General features: G+C 66.6%; 15 protein-coding genes. 12 read left to right on the forward strand and 3 right to left on the reverse strand.

What is annotated here, in order from left to right; all coding sequences use genetic code 11:
* Positions 1-69: 69 nt before the first annotated feature.
* Genes AC6BOR_RS10345 through AC6BOR_RS10375 form a run of 7 tightly spaced genes read left to right on the forward strand, consistent with a single transcriptional unit; the run spans position 70 to position 7,380 of the window.
* A complete protein-coding gene (locus tag AC6BOR_RS10345) occupies positions 70-306 on the forward strand; it encodes a FitA-like ribbon-helix-helix domain-containing protein (RefSeq protein ID WP_498058369.1) in 237 nt (78 codons plus the stop codon).
* Positions 299-748: a type II toxin-antitoxin system VapC family toxin gene (locus AC6BOR_RS10350; RefSeq protein ID WP_498058370.1), complete on the forward strand. Its 450-nt coding sequence runs from the start codon at positions 299-301 to the stop codon at positions 746-748. The genes AC6BOR_RS10345 and AC6BOR_RS10350 overlap by 8 nt, the downstream gene beginning before the upstream one ends.
* Positions 735-1,736, forward strand: coding sequence for a ligase-associated DNA damage response exonuclease (locus AC6BOR_RS10355; RefSeq protein ID WP_498058371.1), 1,002 nt, complete (start codon positions 735-737; stop codon positions 1,734-1,736). Before AC6BOR_RS10350 ends, AC6BOR_RS10355 begins: the two co-directional genes overlap by 14 nt.
* Positions 1,737-1,763: 27 nt before the next feature.
* A complete protein-coding gene (locus tag AC6BOR_RS10360) occupies positions 1,764-2,798 on the forward strand; it encodes a quinone-dependent dihydroorotate dehydrogenase (protein WP_498058372.1) in 1,035 nt (344 codons plus the stop codon).
* A 41-nt stretch (positions 2,799-2,839) separates the two neighbouring features.
* On the forward strand, positions 2,840-4,573 hold the full coding sequence (ggt, locus tag AC6BOR_RS10365; RefSeq protein ID WP_498058373.1) for a gamma-glutamyltransferase: 1,734 nt from the start codon (positions 2,840-2,842) through the stop codon (positions 4,571-4,573).
* A 57-nt stretch (positions 4,574-4,630) separates the two neighbouring features.
* Positions 4,631-6,484, forward strand: a complete 1,854-nt coding sequence (locus AC6BOR_RS10370; protein ID WP_498060648.1) for an AMP-dependent synthetase/ligase — start codon at positions 4,631-4,633, stop codon at positions 6,482-6,484.
* Entirely contained in the window at positions 6,484-7,380 is an 897-nt protein-coding gene (locus tag AC6BOR_RS10375) for a septation protein IspZ (protein WP_498058374.1), read from the forward strand. Before AC6BOR_RS10370 ends, AC6BOR_RS10375 begins: the two co-directional genes overlap by 1 nt.
* A gap of 12 nt (positions 7,381-7,392) precedes the next feature.
* Here the strand turns inward: AC6BOR_RS10375 and AC6BOR_RS10380 are convergent, their stop codons facing one another.
* Complete coding sequence (locus AC6BOR_RS10380) at positions 7,393-9,348, reverse strand: transglycosylase domain-containing protein (protein WP_498058375.1); 1,956 nt, start codon at positions 9,346-9,348, stop codon at positions 7,393-7,395.
* Positions 9,348-10,940, reverse strand: coding sequence for a peptide chain release factor 3 (locus AC6BOR_RS10385; RefSeq protein ID WP_498058376.1), 1,593 nt, complete (start codon positions 10,938-10,940; stop codon positions 9,348-9,350). Before AC6BOR_RS10385 ends, AC6BOR_RS10380 begins: the two co-directional genes overlap by 1 nt.
* Positions 10,941-11,218: 278 nt before the next feature.
* On the opposite strand from AC6BOR_RS10385, the gene AC6BOR_RS10390 reads away from it, so the two are divergent.
* Together AC6BOR_RS10390 and AC6BOR_RS10395 are read left to right on the forward strand one after the other, a co-directional pair.
* Positions 11,219-12,271 carry a D-alanyl-D-alanine carboxypeptidase family protein gene (locus tag AC6BOR_RS10390; protein WP_498058377.1) on the forward strand — a complete coding sequence of 351 codons (1,053 nt, stop codon included), beginning with the start codon at positions 11,219-11,221 and terminating at the stop codon, positions 12,269-12,271.
* A gap of 3 nt (positions 12,272-12,274) precedes the next feature.
* Complete coding sequence (locus tag AC6BOR_RS10395) at positions 12,275-12,658, forward strand: RidA family protein (protein WP_498058378.1); 384 nt, start codon at positions 12,275-12,277, stop codon at positions 12,656-12,658.
* A 681-nt stretch (positions 12,659-13,339) separates the two neighbouring features.
* Here the strand turns inward: AC6BOR_RS10395 and AC6BOR_RS10400 are convergent.
* Entirely contained in the window at positions 13,340-14,071 is a 732-nt protein-coding gene (locus AC6BOR_RS10400) for a class I SAM-dependent methyltransferase (protein ID WP_498058379.1), read from the reverse strand.
* Between the two features lie 82 nt (positions 14,072-14,153).
* Here AC6BOR_RS10400 and AC6BOR_RS10405 point away from each other — a divergent pair, with 82 nt between their 5' ends.
* The 3 genes from AC6BOR_RS10405 to AC6BOR_RS10415 are packed head-to-tail and all read left to right on the forward strand — an operon-like array spanning position 14,154 to position 15,771.
* Positions 14,154-14,573, forward strand: a complete 420-nt coding sequence (locus AC6BOR_RS10405) for an ABA4-like family protein (protein ID WP_498058380.1) — start codon at positions 14,154-14,156, stop codon at positions 14,571-14,573.
* Entirely contained in the window at positions 14,570-14,767 is a 198-nt protein-coding gene (locus AC6BOR_RS10410; protein ID WP_498058381.1) for a DUF1289 domain-containing protein, read from the forward strand. The genes AC6BOR_RS10405 and AC6BOR_RS10410 overlap by 4 nt, the downstream gene beginning before the upstream one ends.
* Complete coding sequence (locus AC6BOR_RS10415; protein WP_498058382.1) at positions 14,749-15,771, forward strand: LLM class flavin-dependent oxidoreductase; 1,023 nt, start codon at positions 14,749-14,751, stop codon at positions 15,769-15,771. The genes AC6BOR_RS10410 and AC6BOR_RS10415 overlap by 19 nt, the downstream gene beginning before the upstream one ends.
* Positions 15,772-15,773 lie beyond the last annotated feature (2 nt).

Raw genomic sequence — 15,773 nt, forward strand, 5'->3', positions numbered from 1 at the left:
CAGCCTATAGCCCAGCGGCGCGCGGCGGCCAGCCTTGCTGCAGCGGTGCTATCATGATATCATAACTCCATGGCGCAAATTTTGGTCCGCAATCTGGATGAGCATGTGAAGGCCGGCCTCGCCCGCCGCGCCGCCCGCCATGGCCGCAGCCTGGAAGCGGAAGCCCGCGCCATCCTGGCCGAGGCGGTGGCGCCGCCCGAGCAGGGGTTGGGCACCCGGATCGCGCAGCGCTTTGCCGCTATTGGCCTTGATGAACCGCTGGAACCAATGCCGGCCATCACCATCCGGCCGGTGACCTTTGATTGAGCCTGCCAGCCGGGTGGACTGGCTGATCGACACCAATATCGTGTCGGAATTGATGCGCGACCGCCCCAAGGCGGCGGTGTTGACCTGGCTTGATGCCGGCCAGCGCAATCGCCTGTTCCTCAGCAGCATATCGGTCATGGAGCTGCGCTATGGCCTGGCGCGCTTGGCTGACGGCCGGCGTCGGCAGCAGCTGGAGGCGGCGCTGGCGGCAGTGATCAGCGAGGATTTTGCCGGCCGCATACTGGGATTCGACACGGCTGCGGCCGAACAGGCTGGCCGGTTGCAGGCGCAGCGCGAAGCAATCGGCCGTCCAGTCGAGGTGCGCGATACCATGATCGCCGGCATCGCGCTGGCCAACGGCATGGGCATCGTCACCCGCAATGTCGGCGATTTCCACGGGTTGGATGTGCTGCTGGTGAACCCGTTTGATGTCCAATCCTGACTGGATCATCCCGCACGGCCACGGCCTTTATCTGCCCGGCATCGACACCTGGATCGATCCCGGCCGCGCCGTGGATCGCGCCATCATCACCCACGGCCATGCCGATCATGCCCGAGCGGGCCATGGGGCTGTGCTGGCCACCGCCGAGACCCTGGCCATCATGGCGCAGCGCTTTGGCCCGCAGGCCGGCGGGCATGCGCTGGCCTATGGGCAGCGCATGGCGCTGGGCGATGGCATCACCGTGCATCTGCTGCCGGCCGGCCATGTGCTGGGATCGGCACAGATCGTGCTGGAAAAGGCCGGCACCCGCCTGATCGTCTCGGGTGATTACAAGCGCCGGGCCGATCCCACCTGCCCCCCGTTCGAGCCCTTGCCGTGCGATATCTTCATCACCGAAGCCACCTTCGGCCTGCCGGTGTTCCGCCATCCCGACACGGCCAGCGAAATAGCCAAGCTGCTCGGCGTGCTCGCCGCCAATCCCGATCGCTGTGTTGCGGTGGGTGCCTATGCCCTCGGAAAGGCCCAGCGGGTGATAGCCGAGCTGCGCCGCGCCGGCCATGATGCGCCCATCTATCTGCACGGCGCGATGACGGCGCTGTGCGCGCTCTACCAGGCCCATGGCGTGGCACTGGGCGATCTGCGCCCCGTCGGCACGTTGAGGGGCGATGCTTTAAAAGGCAGCATCATCATCGCCCCGCCATCGGCACTGCGTGACGTGTGGAGCCGCCGCCTGCCCGATCCCGTCACCGCCATGGCCTCCGGCTGGATGCGGGTGCGCCAGCGCGCGGTGCAGAGCGGCATCGAGCTGCCACTGATCATTTCCGACCATGCCGATTGGGACGAGTTGACCACCACCATCGCCGATCTCAACCCCGGCGAAGTCTGGGTCACCCACGGCCGCGAGGAGGCGCTGGTGCACTGGTGCGCGCTGAGCCAGCGGCGCGCCCGTGCGCTCGCCCTCGTCGGCCGCGAAGACGAGGGGGATTGAACCGGCCGCCCGTGCCTGCCATGGCCGATGGCCATGTTTGCCCTCATCAAGCCCTGGCTGTTCGCGCTCGATCCCGAGGTGGCGCACAATCTCACGCTGGCGGCGCTGAAGACCGGGCTCGTCCCCCGTGCGCCGGCCGATGATCCCATCCTTGCGACCAGCCTCGCCGGCCTTGCCCTGCCCAACCCGATTGGCCTCGCTGCCGGGTTCGACAAGGATGCCGAGGTGCCCGATGCCATGCTGCGCCTGGGCTTCGGCTTTGTCGAATGCGGCAGCGTCTGCCCGCGGCCGCAACCGGGCAATCCGCAGCCGCGGCTGTTCCGCCTGGTGGAGGACAAGGCGGTCATCAACCGCTTCGGCTTCAATTCGAAGGGGGTGGAATTCGCCCACGCCCGGCTCACCGCCCGCGCCGGCCGGCCGGGTGTGGTTGGCATCAACCTGGGCGCCAACAAGGACAGTGAAGACCGCACCGCCGATTATGTCATCGGCCTGCGGGCGCTTGGCCCCCATGCGTCCTATGTCACGGTCAACATTTCCTCCCCCAACACGCCGGGCCTGCGCGCGCTGCAGGATGGTGCGGCGCTGGCCGATCTGATCGCCCGGGTGATGGCGGCGCGCGGCCGGCTTGAGGTGCCGCTGTTCGTCAAGGTCGCCCCCGATCAGGGAGAGGATGACTGGGCCACCATCGCGCGGGCTTGCATCGATGGCGGGGTGGATGGCCTGATCGTTTCCAACACCACGGTTTCGCGGCCGGCGCTGGCCAGCCGCCATGCCGGCGAGACCGGCGGCCTGTCGGGCGCGCCCTTGAAACCGCTGGCGCTGGCCGCGCTCAAGCGCTTCCGTTCCGAAACCGGCGGCCAGTTGCCACTGATCGCCGTGGGCGGCATCGCCAGTGGCGAGGATGCCTATGATCGCATCCGCGCCGGGGCATCGGCCGTGCAGCTTTATTCGGCGCTGGTCTATGAAGGGCCCGGCCTCGTCACCCGCATCAAGGCCGAACTGGCTGCATGTCTGCGCCGCGACGGCTTTGCCAGCGTGGCAGAGGCCGCCCGCGCCGTTTAGACACTTTTCTTGGCCTCAAATCGGCCTAAGGTGCATGCCCCATGAAGACCATTCTCACCCTTGCCGCCGCACTTCTTGCCACCACGGCCGTGGCCCAGCCCATCCCCAAGGACGCGGACAGCGGACCGGTGCAGGCCGCGGCCAGCGCCGGGGCGGGGCCGTTCAAGGCCGTGGTCTCCGCCGCCAATCCGCTGGCGAGCGAGGCGGGGCTGAGCATCCTGAAGCAGGGCGGCACCGCGGCTGATGCGGCCATTGCCACCATGCTGGCGCTGACGGTGGTGGAGCCGCAAAGCTCCGGCATCGGCGGCGGCGGCTTCATCGTCTATCAGCCGGCCAAGGGCGCACTGGGCACCATCGATGGCCGCGAAAAGGCGCCGGGCGTTGCCAGCCCCGGCCAGTTCCTGGGGCCCGATGGCCGGCCGATGCCGTTCATGGCCGCCGCCACCGGTGGGCGCAGCGTCGGCGTGCCGGGCGCCGTCGCGCTGGCTGCCGAAGCCCACAAGAAATGGGGCAAGCTGCCCTGGGCCAAGCTGTTCGAACCGGCGATCAAGCTGGCCGAGGGCTTCCCGATTTCGCCGACCATGGCACGCTTCATCGCCTTCGGGCAGGACAGTCTGAAACAGGCCGGCCCGGAAGGCCGCGCGCTCTATTTCGACAAGGACGGCGCGCCGCTGCCGGCCGGCATGATCTTCCGCAACGAAAAGCTCGCCGCCACGCTGCGCACCATTGCCGCCGGCGGGCCGGATGCCTTCTACAAGGGCGAGATTGCCGCCGGCATCGTCAAAACCGTGTCCACTGCCGATGCCAACCCGACCGCGATGACCATGGCCGATCTCGCCGCCTACAAGGCGGAGGTGCGGGCGCCGGTGTGCGGCACCTATCGCACCTACAAGATCTGCGGCATGGGCCCGCCGTCGTCGGGTGGCGTCGGCGTGCTCGCCATGCTGAAGCAGCTGGAACGCTTCGACATGAAGGGGCTCGGCAAGGACAATGTCGTGTCCTGGCACCTGTTCGGTGAAAGCCAGCGCCTCGCCTATGCCGACCGGGAAAAATGGATTGGTGACCCCGGCTTTGTTGACGTGCCCACCAAGGGCCTGGCCGATCCCGCCTATATCGCCGCCCGTTCGGCCCTGATCGCCGCCGATGCGCGGATGCCCAAGGCCGAAGCCGGCATGCCGGCGGGCGCCCCGGTGGCGCGGGTGAATGCGGCCGACAATGAAGTGGCCGGCACCACCAATTTTGCGGTTGCCGATGCATGGGGCAACATCACAACCTGGACCAACACGATCGAAAAGACCTTCGGGTCGGGTCTGGTGTCGAACGGCTTCGCGCTCAACAACGAGCTGACCGATTTCAACTTCGCGCCGCACGATCAAGGCAAGCTGACCGCCAATGCCGTCGCGCCCGGCAAGCGCCCGCGCTCCGCCATGTCGCCCACCATCGTCTATGATGCCAACGGCCAGGCCATCCTGGCGATTGGCGCCGCCGGTGGCCCGACCATCATCGCTCAGGTGGCCAAGGCGATCATCGGTGTGCTGGATTGGGGCCTGCCGGTGGAGGAAGCCATCGCCCTGCCGCAACTGATCGCCATCGGCGACCGGTTTGCGGTGGAAAAGGGCACGTTCCTCGAACAGATGATCCCGGCCTTCACCGCCATGGGTCACAAGCCGGTAGCAACGGCGCTGCCGCTGAAATTGAATGGGGTGCAACGGGTGGCAGGTGGCTGGCGCGGCGGGGCAGACGCGCGCGGCGAAGGCCGGCCAGCCGGATATTGATGGGAACGCGACAGGGGTGATCAACACCCCGTCACCGATGGTTCTGGGGAGAGGATGATGCTGCCGAAACTGCCGCCGATGCGGCCAGCCGAACTGGCTGCGCATGTTGACCGGTCGCCCAACCTGGTCAGCCTGTTTCTGGACCGGGCGGAGGACCAGCCCACCGCCCCGATGCTCACCGCCAAGGTGGGCGGGCAGTGGCGCACGATCAGCTGGGGCGAGGCGCGTGACATCGTGGCGGCGCTGTCGGCCGCGCTGATCGGCATCGGCATCAACAAGGGCGACCGGGTGGTGCTGGTCTCCGAAAACCGGCCGGAATGGTGCCTGGCTGATCTGGCCATCATGGCCGCCGGTGGCATCACCGTGCCGGCCTACACCACCAACACCGAAGCCGATCACACCCATATCCTCACCAACAGCGGAGCCCGCGCCGTCATCGTCTCTGGCCCGAAACTGGCCAAGGCGGTGTTGCCGGCGGCGCTTGCCACCGAACATTGCCGCATCGTGGTGGGCATGGAGCCGATGGCCGATGTGCAGGGCCTGGTCATCCACGACTGGAGCCGCATCGTCGGCAGCCGCGCCCCGATGCTGGACGAGGACCGCGCCGCCGTGCGCACCCGCGCCACGATGAAGCGCGAGGATCTGGCCTGCCTCATCTACACCAGCGGCACCGGCGGTGCGCCGCGTGGCGTGCGCCAGCACCATGGCGCCATCCTGCGCAACATTGCCGGCGCCATCACCGTGATTGAACAGGATTTTCCCGATCCCCCGCCGGAGGCGAAGGGCGAGATTTTCCTGTCCTTCCTGCCGCTCTCTCACGCCTATGAGCACACCGCCGGCCAATATATGCCGATCGGGATGGGCGGGCAGATCTGGTATGCCGAAGGCCTGGAAAAGCTCGCCGCCAACATCGAGGAGGCGCGGCCGACCTTGATGGTGGTGGTGCCGCGCCTGTTCGAGGTGCTGCGCATGCGCATCGCCAAGCAGATCGAGAAGCAGGGCGGGCTGGCCATCACGCTCTTGAACCAGGCGCTGGGCATCGCCCGCAAGGAGGCCAAGGGCGAGAAGCTCAGCCTCGCCGAAAAGCTCGTCGATCAGGCGCTGGAACGCACCATCCGCAAATCCATCCGTGCCAAGTTCGGCGGCCGGCTGCGCGCCATGGTCGCCGGCGGCGCCCCGCTGAACCCGGAAGTCGGCATTTTCTTCACCGCCATCGGCATCCCGATCCTGCAGGGCTATGGCCAGACCGAGGCCGGCCCGGTGATCAGCTGCAACCGCCCGCGGGCGCGGCTGAAGATGCACACGGTCGGCCCGCCGCTCGACGGTGTCGAGGTCAAGATCGCGCCCGATGGCGAGATATTGGTGCGCGGCGAGCTGGTGATGGACGGCTACTGGATGAACGATGCCGAGAGCCACAAGGCCCTCAAGGACGGATGGCTCTACACCGGTGACATCGGCCATCTCGACAAGGATGGCCATCTGGTCATCACCGACCGCAAGAAGGACATCCTCGTCAACGACAAGGGCGACAATGTCGCGCCGCAGCGGGTGGAAGGCATGCTCACCCTGCAGGACGAGATTGCCCAGGCCATGGTCTATGGCGACCGCCGGCCCTATCTGGTTGGCGTTGTCGTGCCCGAAGCCGAATGGGCGCTGAGCTTCGCCCGCGACAAGGGCCTGCCGGCCGACATGGACAAGCTGGCCCGCGAGCCCGAGTTCGTCCGCGCCATGCAGGCGGCGGTTGACCGGGTGAACCAGCGGCTGAGCGTGATCGAGAAGGTGCGCCGGGTGATCATCGCCGACGCGCCGTTCAGCACCGACAACCAGCAATTGACCCCCAGCCTGAAGATCCGCCGCCATGTGCTGAAACAGGTCTATGGCGAGCGGCTGGACAAGCTCTACAAAGATTGATGCGATACTGGCGCTTTCGGCACCAGCCCGACATTCCGGGCCATGATGTGCGGCTGCAGATCGATGCGCATCTGAACGGCTGGCACAGCCAGCTGGCGGTTGATGGCGTGCCGGTCGCCCGGCAATGGACCGGTCTGGATGCGGCCGATCCGCTCGCCAACCATGGTCTGGCCGCCACCCTGCGCGATGGCCGCGAGCTGGTGGTGGAATGCGGCTTCAACTCCCTGTTCACCACAGGTGCGGCCGCCTGGCTGGATGGCCGGCGGGTGTGGGAAAGCCACCCTGGCCGCCCGATTGCGTTGCCGGCCCGCATGCAGGCGCTGGCCAATCCGGAACGCCGCGCGCAAAGCCAGGCCCAGATGGCGCATCTGAAGCGCAACTGGCCGGCGATGGCCTGCGATATCGGCGTCGGTCTGCTCTTCTATGGCGTCGCCAAGCTCAGCGGTCTGCCCACGGCCGCCATCAGCTCCGCCGTTGCCGGCATCGCATTGGCCGTGGTGCAGCGCTTCGTGAAGGTTGATCTGCTCGGCGGCCTCGCCCGCTTTGGGATCATCATGGGCCTGGTGTCGGCCGGGCTTGCCATCGCCTTTCAGGATGATCGGGCGGTGATGCTGCGCTCCACCATCATGGGCACGCTCACCGCGCTGCTGTTCCTCGGCGATGCCGCGCTCGGCGGCCGCTGGCTGGGCAAGGGGCTGGCCAATTACATGCCGATGGCGATGAACCGGCGCCGGCTGGCGCTGGGCCTCGGCCTCGTCGGCCTGGCCTCGGCCGCCGCCGAACAGGGCGTGATCTGGTGGGGCGGCAAGGATGCCTGGCTCAACTGGACGACCTTCATCGAAATGCCGGTCAGCCTCGTGCTCATCATGCTGATAATGCGCTGGGCCCGGGCGTGAAACACTGTCCGCTTAACGCGGCTCGGCCGGCACCGGCGGTTCGCTCACGCTCTCATCGGGCACGTCGGCCACCGGCGGCGGGTTGTTGGGCTCGCCATTGAGATCGATGGTCATCCCCTCCATGTCGGTGGCCAGCGCATCCATGTCCACCTCGACCGGGGCGATTTCCGGCACCGCCTGCATCTTGCCTTCCATCTGCAGCGCCTGGGCCATGAAGCCCTTCCACAACCGCGCCGGCAGGCCGCCGCCAACGATGCTGGCCGCCATCGGGCTGTTGTCGTCATTGCCCACCCACACGCCCACCACCAGATCGCCGGCAAAGCCGATGAACAGCGCATCGCGGTGGTTCTGGGTGGTGCCGGTCTTGCCCCAGGCCGGGATCGGCAGCCGCGCCGCGTTGCCGGTGCCGTTGCGCACCACCGATTGCAGCAATTGCATCATATCGGCGCGGACCGGCCAGCTTTTGGCGGTGGCGTCCGGCGGTGTCACTTCGGGCGGCGGATCATCGCGCCACAGGCCGGTGGCCTTCACCGGATAGCGGCCGCTGGCGACGGCGGCAAAGGCCCGCGTCATGTCGATCAGCGGGATCGGCGTGGTGCCCAGCGCCATCGCCGGATAGATGCTCACCCCGCCCTCGATGCCCAGCTTCTTCACCTGGCGCGCCACCGCCGAAATGCCCACTTCCTGCGCCAGCTTCACCGCCGCGATGTTGGAACTGGCGGCAAAGGCGGTGGCCAGGCTGATGGTGCCGCGGAACCTGAGATCATCATTCTTGGGCGCATAGCATTCGCCCGGCTGTTGCCCCGGCTCGCACAGCTCGATGGGTTCATCCACGATGGTGTCGCTGGGCTTCTTGCCGGCCTCCAGCGCCGCCAGATAGACGAACAGCTTGAACGAGGAGCCCGGCTGCCGCTGCGCCTGGGTGGCGCGGTTGAAACTGCTGGCCTTGTAATCGGTGCCCCCCACCATGGCGACCACCCGGCCATCCAGCCGCATCGCCACCAGCGCCGCTTGGGTAACGTTCAGCCCGCGCGCCCGTGCCAGCCCATCCAGGATCATCTGTTCGGCCAGCTTCTGCAGGCGTGGGTCGAGCGTCGTCTTCACGACAATCTCGCCATAGTCCGCCTCGGTCGCCTCGCGCGCCTGCGGCAGCACCCAATCGGCAAAATAGCTGCCGGTCGGCAGATTCTTGCGCCCCGGGCGATAGTCGGCCGGGCGGGCGGCGGCAGCCTGGGCCTTGGTGATGGCGCCGGTGTCGACCATGGCGGCAATCACCTGGCGCGCCCGTTCCCGCGCGTCTTCCAGATGGCGCGATGGCGCCAGGCGGGACGGTGCCTGCACCAGCCCGGCCAGCATGGCGGCCTCACCCAGATCAAGCTCTTCGGGTGCCTTGTCGAAATAGGTGCGCGCCGCGGCGCGGATGCCATAGGCGCCATCGCCGAAATAGACCGACGACAGATAATTCTGCAGGATCTCGTCCTTGCTCAGCCGCGCCTCCAGATAAAGGGCGATGATCACCTCCTGCAGCTTGCGCTTGATCGAGCGCTCGGAAGACAGGAAGCTCGTCTTGGCCAATTGCTGGGTCAGCGTCGAACCGCCCTGGCGCACGCCGCCGGCCTGCGCATTGGTCACCAGCGCGCGCAGGATGCCGATCGGATCAACGCCCCAGTGCTCGCGGAAGCGGCGGTCCTCGATGGCGATGAACGCGGCCGGCACATGGGCTGGCAGTTGCGCGATCGTCACCGGCTCTTCCTTGTAATCGCCGCGCCGGGCGATGGCCTTGCCGTTCATGTCGGTGATGATCAGGCTGGGCTGCTTGGCCGGCTCCAGGGCCCGGTCCAGCGGCGCGGTCGCCACCAGCCAGGCCAGCAGCGCCAAAAACAGCCCCACCACCGCCGCCACCGCCCACCAGCGATACGGGCGCACCACGGCCCACACACTGCCAATCCGGGCGGCAAAGCCGGCCATCAGGCCCGCTCCCGCGTGGCGGAAAACTTGATGTCGGGGAAGCGGCCGGTGTTGAAGTTCAATTCCCAGCTGTCACGCGCCATGAACACCGGGGCTCCGTCGCGGTCTTCGGCCATGGCGCTGCGATGCTCGTCCATGAACGCCTTCATGGCCGCTGGCTCGCCAGAAATCCAGCGCGCCGTTTCATAGGGGCTGGGCTCGAAACTGGCGGCGACGCGATACTCCGCCTCCAGCCGGCTGATCAGCACCTCCAGCTGCAGCTGGCCAACCACGCCGACAATCCACTGGCTGCCCAGCGCCGGCTTGAACAATTGCGTCACGCCCTCTTCGGCCATGTCGGTCAGCGCGGTTTTCAGCTGCTTGGATTTGGTCGGATCGTCCAGCTTCACGCGCCGCAGGATTTCCGGCGCGAAATTGGGGATGCCGGTGAAGGTCAGATCATCCTTTTCCACTAGCGTGTCGCCCACGCGCAGCACGCCGTGGTTGGGAATGCCGATGATGTCGCCCGGAAACGCCTCGTCGGCGATCTCGCGGTCCTGCGCGAAGAAGAAGATCGGCGAGTTGATGGCGATCTGCTTGCCGGTGGACATCTGCTTCAGCTTCATGCCGCGCCGGAACCGCCCGCTGGCCAGGCGCAGGAAGGCGATGCGGTCGCGGTGCTGCGGGTTCATGTTGGCCTGCACCTTGAACACAAAGCCCGAAACCTGCGTCGCATTGGGGTCCACCGCCGCCGGCAACGCCGGTTGCGCGCGCGGGGAGGGCGCCATCGCCGCCAGCGCATCGATCAGGTCAACAACGCCAAAATCCTTCAGCGCCGAACCGAAGATCACCGGCGTCAGCGACCCGGCGCGATATTGCGCCACGTCGAGTTCGGCATAACCGCCCTCGGCCAGCTCCGCCTGCTCGCGCAGGCGCTCCGCCATCGGCCCGGCCAGCGCATCGATGCGCGGATCATCCAGCCCAGTCACCTGCTCCACATCGCCGGCCAGCCGGCTGTCGCTGCCATCGGGCTTGTGGAAACGCCGGCGCTTCAGATCATAAAGCCCGGTGAATTCGCCGCCCAGGCCGGCCGGCCAGTTCAGCGGCGCCACATCGAGCGCCAGCGTGTCGGACACCTCGTCCAACAGTTCGAACGGGTCCTTGCCTTCACGGTCCACCTTGTTGATGAAGGTGATGATCGGCACATCGCGCAGGCGGCAGACCTCAAACAATTTCTTGGTCTGCGCCTCGATGCCCTTGGCGGCATCGATCACCATCACCGCGCTGTCGACCGCGGTCAGCGTGCGATATGTGTCTTCGGAAAAATCCTCGTGGCCCGGCGTGTCGAGCAGGTTGAAGGTGATGCCGTCGCGCTCGAAGGTCATCACGCTCGACGTCACCGAAATGCCGCGCGCCTGCTCGATCTTCATCCAGTCCGACCGGGCGCGCCGGTTGGCGCCGCGGGCGCGCACCTCGCCGGCGGCATGGATGGCACCGCCAAACAGCAGCAATTTCTCGGTCAGCGTGGTCTTGCCGGCGTCCGGGTGGGAAATGATGGCGAAGGTGCGCCGGTTTTCCACCGGATTGGCCGAACGGGCAGGGGTGACGGTCATCGATCTCGGCAGTCAGCAAAGGGTCGGCGGCGCTTGGCAGGTTCCGGGCAAAAGCGCAATGACCCGCCATGATCAGCCCCCGCTCGATCCTCCCCCTCTGGGGGAGGTGCCCGCAGGGCGGAAGGGGCAGCCCGGCACGCTCACGCCGCACCCACGCAACGCCCCGTCGCACACCAGGCTGCGGCAGGCTGCTGCACCGTCATTCACCCCTTTCCAGCGACGTGCCAATATGGTTAAACTGTCACAAACGCTGGCAATGAGGGGAAAAGCGTTTGTTGATGAAGGCTCTGGCGCGGTTTCTTGTGGTGGTGATGGCACTGATGGCGCCATCGGCCTTTGCCGCCAGCCTTTATTCCGCGCCGCGCTATGCCGCCATCCTGATCGATCACGACACCGGCGAGGTGCTCTATGCCCGCCGCGCCGATGAAATCCGCTATCCCGCCTCCATCACCAAGGTGATGACGCTCTATGTCGCGTTCGAGGAGCTGGCCGCCGGCCGCCTGTCGCTGGACGATGAGATCCGCATTTCCCGCCGGGCCTTCAACCAGGCGCCCTCCAAGCTCGGCCTGCGCGTTGGCGCCACGATCAGCGTGCGCGATGCCTTCGGCGTGATCGCCACCAAGAGTGCCAACGACATTTCCGTCGCGCTGGCCGAACATATCAGCGGCAGCGAAGCCGCCTTTGCCGAACGCATGACCGAAACGGCCCGCCGGCTGGGCATGATGAACACCAGTTTCCACAACGCCTCCGGCCTGCCGCACCCGGATCACACCACCACGGCGCGTGACATCGCCATCCTCTCCCGCGCCATGCTGCGCGATTTCCCGGCGCAATATCCGGTGTTTTCGCAAACCCATTATCGCTATCGCGGCATGGCGGTGGCCAACCACAACCATCTGCTCAGCACCATGCCCGGCGTTGATGGCATCAAGACCGGCTTCACCAACGCCGCCGGCTTCACCCTGGCCGCCTCGGCCGTGCGCGACAATCGCCGCCTTGTCGCCGTGGTGCTCGGCGGCCCCAGCCGCATGGGCCGCGACGGCAATGTCCAGGATCTGCTCAACATCGGCTTCGATGTGCTCGGCGCCCGCCAGCGCGGCGAATATCTCACTGTCGCCGCCCGCTTCGCCGAACCCGATGATCTGCCCGACGCCGTGATGGAAACCCTGGGCGGCGAGGATGTCGCCCTCGATGGCACTGCCGATCGCCCCGCCCGCGCTGTGCAAACCGTGGACGTGAACAGCGCCATCAGCGCGCTCGGCGATCAGGGCCTTTCCGCCCCCACCCTCGCCGGGGTTGGCGGCGGCGGCCGCTCCACCCCCCGCCGCTGATCCGTGACCATCACCCGCATCAAGAGCGGCGCGCCGTGGGAAGCCCTCGTCGGCTATTGCCGCGCCGTCGTCGCCCCGCCCTTTGTCTTCGTCTCCGGCACCGTCGGCCGCAACCCGGACACCGGCGAAATGCCCGCCGACGTGGAAGGCCAATGCGCCAACGCGTTGACCATCATCGGCCGCGCACTCGAAGCCGCCGGCACTGATTTCGCCCATGTCGTGCGCGTGACCTATTATCTGCCCAACCGCGCCGATTTCGAACCCTGCTGGCCCCAACTGCGCGCCGCCTTCGGCGACCATCCGCCGGCCAGCACAGTGATCTTCGCCGACCTGCTCGATCCGGCGATGAAGATCGAAATCGAAGTGACGGCGGCGTTGAAGAGCTGAAAATTGCCTCTGGCGGGCAGGGGCGCGGCCCCTGCACCCGTTCATTTTCAGGTACGCGGATTGGGGCAGTGTCCAATTGCCCCCCAATTAACTGCGGATCAATCGTCGCCATTCAGCATGTCATTGCAGACCCTGATTTTGACGCCAACGACAGTTTGTGCAATCCTGGCGGCTCACGTAAGTCGAATTCGCAATCAGCTTCGGATATTTTAAGCCGATGAAGATAATAGAGCTGGATGCAAGTAGATGGCCGACGGCGCTGGAATTCTATGATGCTCTTCTTACCGGTTTGGGGCTCCAGATTGGCATGGTGTAAGCATCGACGCATTTATTGACTCTATTATCTACGGCAACATCAACTCAATTGGGCCTCCCTACAAGATCGCGGTTACGGGACTTGATAAAGCCAGCAATGAGGTCTTTGATGCACTGGCAGTTGTATTCGCTTGCCTGGCGAGAGCGGGGGCTGAGGCCTATTTCCAAGGAAATCACGCTTGGCTTGAAGTCAGGCATATCCGTGAAGCGGATCTGTGTATCTTATGAAAAGCCTGTTTTGCCAGAATAGAGCCAAATGGCAGACGAACCCCAAGACGCCCCAAATCAGCGGCTGAGCGCTGCAGGAAAACAAACGGGTGCAGGGTCTGCGACCCTGCCCGCCGGAGGCCCCCTTTTTTCCTCTGCTTACGGCTTCACGAACCGATAGTAGAACCGGTTCGTCTTCCCCCTGAGCGACGGGTCGAACACCAGCTTGGTCGGATCATCGCCGGTCATTTCCAGGATCGGCACGCTGCCGGCGAAGCGGAAGCCGGCGCGGGCCATGTCGGCCTTGACCACCTCGGCGTCGATGCGGTGGGTCTTGTCGGCCTGGGCGCGGCTGTCCATGCCGGGCACGCCATAATGATCGATGATGATGACGACCCCGCCGGGTTTCAGTGCGGCGAACAGCCGGGCGTTGTAGGCATCGACATCGGTGCGGGGATATTTGAACTTTTCGCTCTGCCAATAAAGATCGTGGTAGGTGAGGTGATAGAAGGCGGCGTCCAGCTTGTCGGGCATGGCGGCCTCGCCCGGCGCGCCGACGATCAGTTCGACATTGGCGTTGCGTTTCTTCAGCGCGTCCCACGCGGCGGCGGTCTTGGGATCGTCCATATAGCTGACGGGTTCGACGGCGAAGACCTTGCCCTTGGGCCCCACCCAGCGCGCGAGGAGTTCGCTGTAATAGCCCTGGCCGGCCATCACATCCATCACCCGGGCGCCGGGGCGGATCAGGCTTTGGGCCAGCACGGCGGCCGGCTTGCGGCCTTCGTCCAGCTTCATCATGGCTTCGGGCCGTCCGGGCGCGGTCACCACATCGGGCGCCGCCGCCACCAGCAGCGTGGCCAGCCCGGCCAGCATCACGGCACGCATCATCATCGTATGTCCTCCCCTGTTTTGTCGCATGCTGCCACAGCCCCCCGCGCTTGACCATCACCCCCGCCGTCGCCACTGTCGGGCCATGACGCCCGACAGCCTGTTCAGCCTGGCCAGTGCCGCCGTGTTGCCCGGTTGGCTGGCGCTGGCCTGTGCGCCGCTCGCCAGGGCCCGGATGGTGCTGGTGGCGCGGGTGATCGCGGTGCTGCTCGCCGGCCTCTATGTCACCCTGCTCGTCACCGGCCTTGCCGGCGACGGCCCACCCAAGGGGGCCAGTTTCAACAGTCTGGAGGGCGTCCGGCTGCTGCTGTCCTCCCCGCAGGCACTGTTGGCCGGCTGGGTGCATTATCTGGTGTTCGATCTGTGGGTCGGCAGCTGGGAAGCCGAAGACAACAGCCTGCCGCACTGGCTGCTGCTGCCGTGCCTGGCCCTCACCTTTCTGGCCGGGCCCACCGGCCTGTTGCTCTATCATCTGTTGAAGGCCGGGCGGATGCGCCGATCATGAGCCAAGCCAGCGACGTGCCCAGCCCGTGCATCAACGTGTGCCGGATCAACCAGCAGACCGGCTGGTGCGAAGGCTGTTTCCGCACCGTGCGGGAAATCACCCAGTGGCCGATCGCCAGCGATGCGGAGCGCCGCCGCATCCTTGCGGCCCTGCCCGGCCGGCGCGCGCCGAAGAAATGGTGGAAACCCTGGTGATCCCGCTCTCCGTGCTTGACCAGACGCCGATTCCCGAAGGCCTCACCCCAGCCCAGGCGCTGGCCAACAGCATCGATCTGGCCCGCCATGCCGAGGCTTTGGGGTATCGGCGCTTCTGGCTCGCCGAACATCACGCCAGCGCCGCACTGGCCGGATCGGCGCCGGAAATCCTGATCGGCGCGGTGGCCAACGCCACATCGCGCATCCGCGTCGGGTCGGGCGGAGTGATGCTGCCGCATTATTCGCCGCTGAAGGTGGCCGAACAGTTCAGCCTGCTGGCCGGCCTCCATCCGGGGCGCATCGATCTGGGGCTGGGCCGCGCGCCGGGCAGTGATCAGCGCACGGCCGTGGCGCTGCAGCAGGATCGCCGCCAATATGCGCCCAACCAGTTCCCGCAACAGCTGGCCGAGCTGATCGGCTATCTGGAGAACAGCCTGCCCAGCGATCATCCCTTTGCTGCCTATGCCGCCACCCTGCCCGGCCTGCCGCACGCGCCGGAGCCCTGGGTGCTGGGCTCCTCGCCCGACAGCGTGGCCTTTGCCGCCGATCTGGGCTTGCCCTATTGCCTGGCGGATTTCATCGCGCCGCGGCTCGGCGATCTGGCCGCCGCCTATCGTGACCAGTTCCAGCCCCGCCGGGCCGGCGACCGGCCGCACCTGATGGTGGCGGTGTGGACGGTGTGTGCGCAAAGCGATGCGGAGGCGCTGGCGCTGGCTGCGCCGGCCCGCATGATGTTCGCGCATCTGTTGATGGGCAAATCCATTGCCGTGCCGCCGCCCCAGGTGGCGCAGGCCTGGCTGGCCGACCGGCCCGATGTGGCGAGGGCCTTTGCCAGCCGGCGCGTGGTGGCCGGCAGCCCGGCCACGGTGCGCGCCGGGCTCGAACAGGTGATCGCCGAATATCGGCCGGATGAACTGATGCTGGTCAACATCCTGCACGGCCATGAGGACCGCAAGCGCAGTTACACGCTTGCCATGGAGGCCATGGCGACGGTGGACGCTTGACG

It is taken from the genome of Sandarakinorhabdus sp. FBCC-B8862, assembly GCF_059745315.1.

What these genes read in the sequence shown, in the direction of transcription:
- AC6BOR_RS10345 (WP_498058369.1), top strand. Translation starts at nt 70, where the DNA reads ATGGCGCAAATTTTGGTCCGCAATCTGGATGAGCATGTGAAGGCCGGC.
- AC6BOR_RS10355 (WP_498058371.1), top strand. Translation starts at nt 735, where the DNA reads ATGTCCAATCCTGACTGGATCATCCCGCACGGCCACGGCCTTTATCTG.
- AC6BOR_RS10360 (WP_498058372.1), top strand. Translation starts at nt 1,764, where the DNA reads ATGGCCATGTTTGCCCTCATCAAGCCCTGGCTGTTCGCGCTCGATCCC.
- ggt (WP_498058373.1), top strand. Translation starts at nt 2,840, where the DNA reads ATGAAGACCATTCTCACCCTTGCCGCCGCACTTCTTGCCACCACGGCC.
- AC6BOR_RS10370 (WP_498060648.1), top strand. Translation starts at nt 4,631, where the DNA reads ATGCTGCCGAAACTGCCGCCGATGCGGCCAGCCGAACTGGCTGCGCAT.
- AC6BOR_RS10375 (WP_498058374.1), top strand. Translation starts at nt 6,484, where the DNA reads ATGCGATACTGGCGCTTTCGGCACCAGCCCGACATTCCGGGCCATGAT.
- AC6BOR_RS10380 (WP_498058375.1), bottom strand. Translation starts at nt 9,348, where the DNA reads ATGGCCGGCTTTGCCGCCCGGATTGGCAGTGTGTGGGCCGTGGTGCGC.
- AC6BOR_RS10385 (WP_498058376.1), bottom strand. Translation starts at nt 10,940, where the DNA reads ATGACCGTCACCCCTGCCCGTTCGGCCAATCCGGTGGAAAACCGGCGC.
- AC6BOR_RS10390 (WP_498058377.1), top strand. Translation starts at nt 11,219, where the DNA reads ATGAAGGCTCTGGCGCGGTTTCTTGTGGTGGTGATGGCACTGATGGCG.
- AC6BOR_RS10400 (WP_498058379.1), bottom strand. Translation starts at nt 14,071, where the DNA reads ATGATGATGCGTGCCGTGATGCTGGCCGGGCTGGCCACGCTGCTGGTG.
- AC6BOR_RS10405 (WP_498058380.1), top strand. Translation starts at nt 14,154, where the DNA reads ATGACGCCCGACAGCCTGTTCAGCCTGGCCAGTGCCGCCGTGTTGCCC.
- AC6BOR_RS10410 (WP_498058381.1), top strand. Translation starts at nt 14,570, where the DNA reads ATGAGCCAAGCCAGCGACGTGCCCAGCCCGTGCATCAACGTGTGCCGG.
- AC6BOR_RS10415 (WP_498058382.1), top strand. Translation starts at nt 14,749, where the DNA reads ATGGTGGAAACCCTGGTGATCCCGCTCTCCGTGCTTGACCAGACGCCG.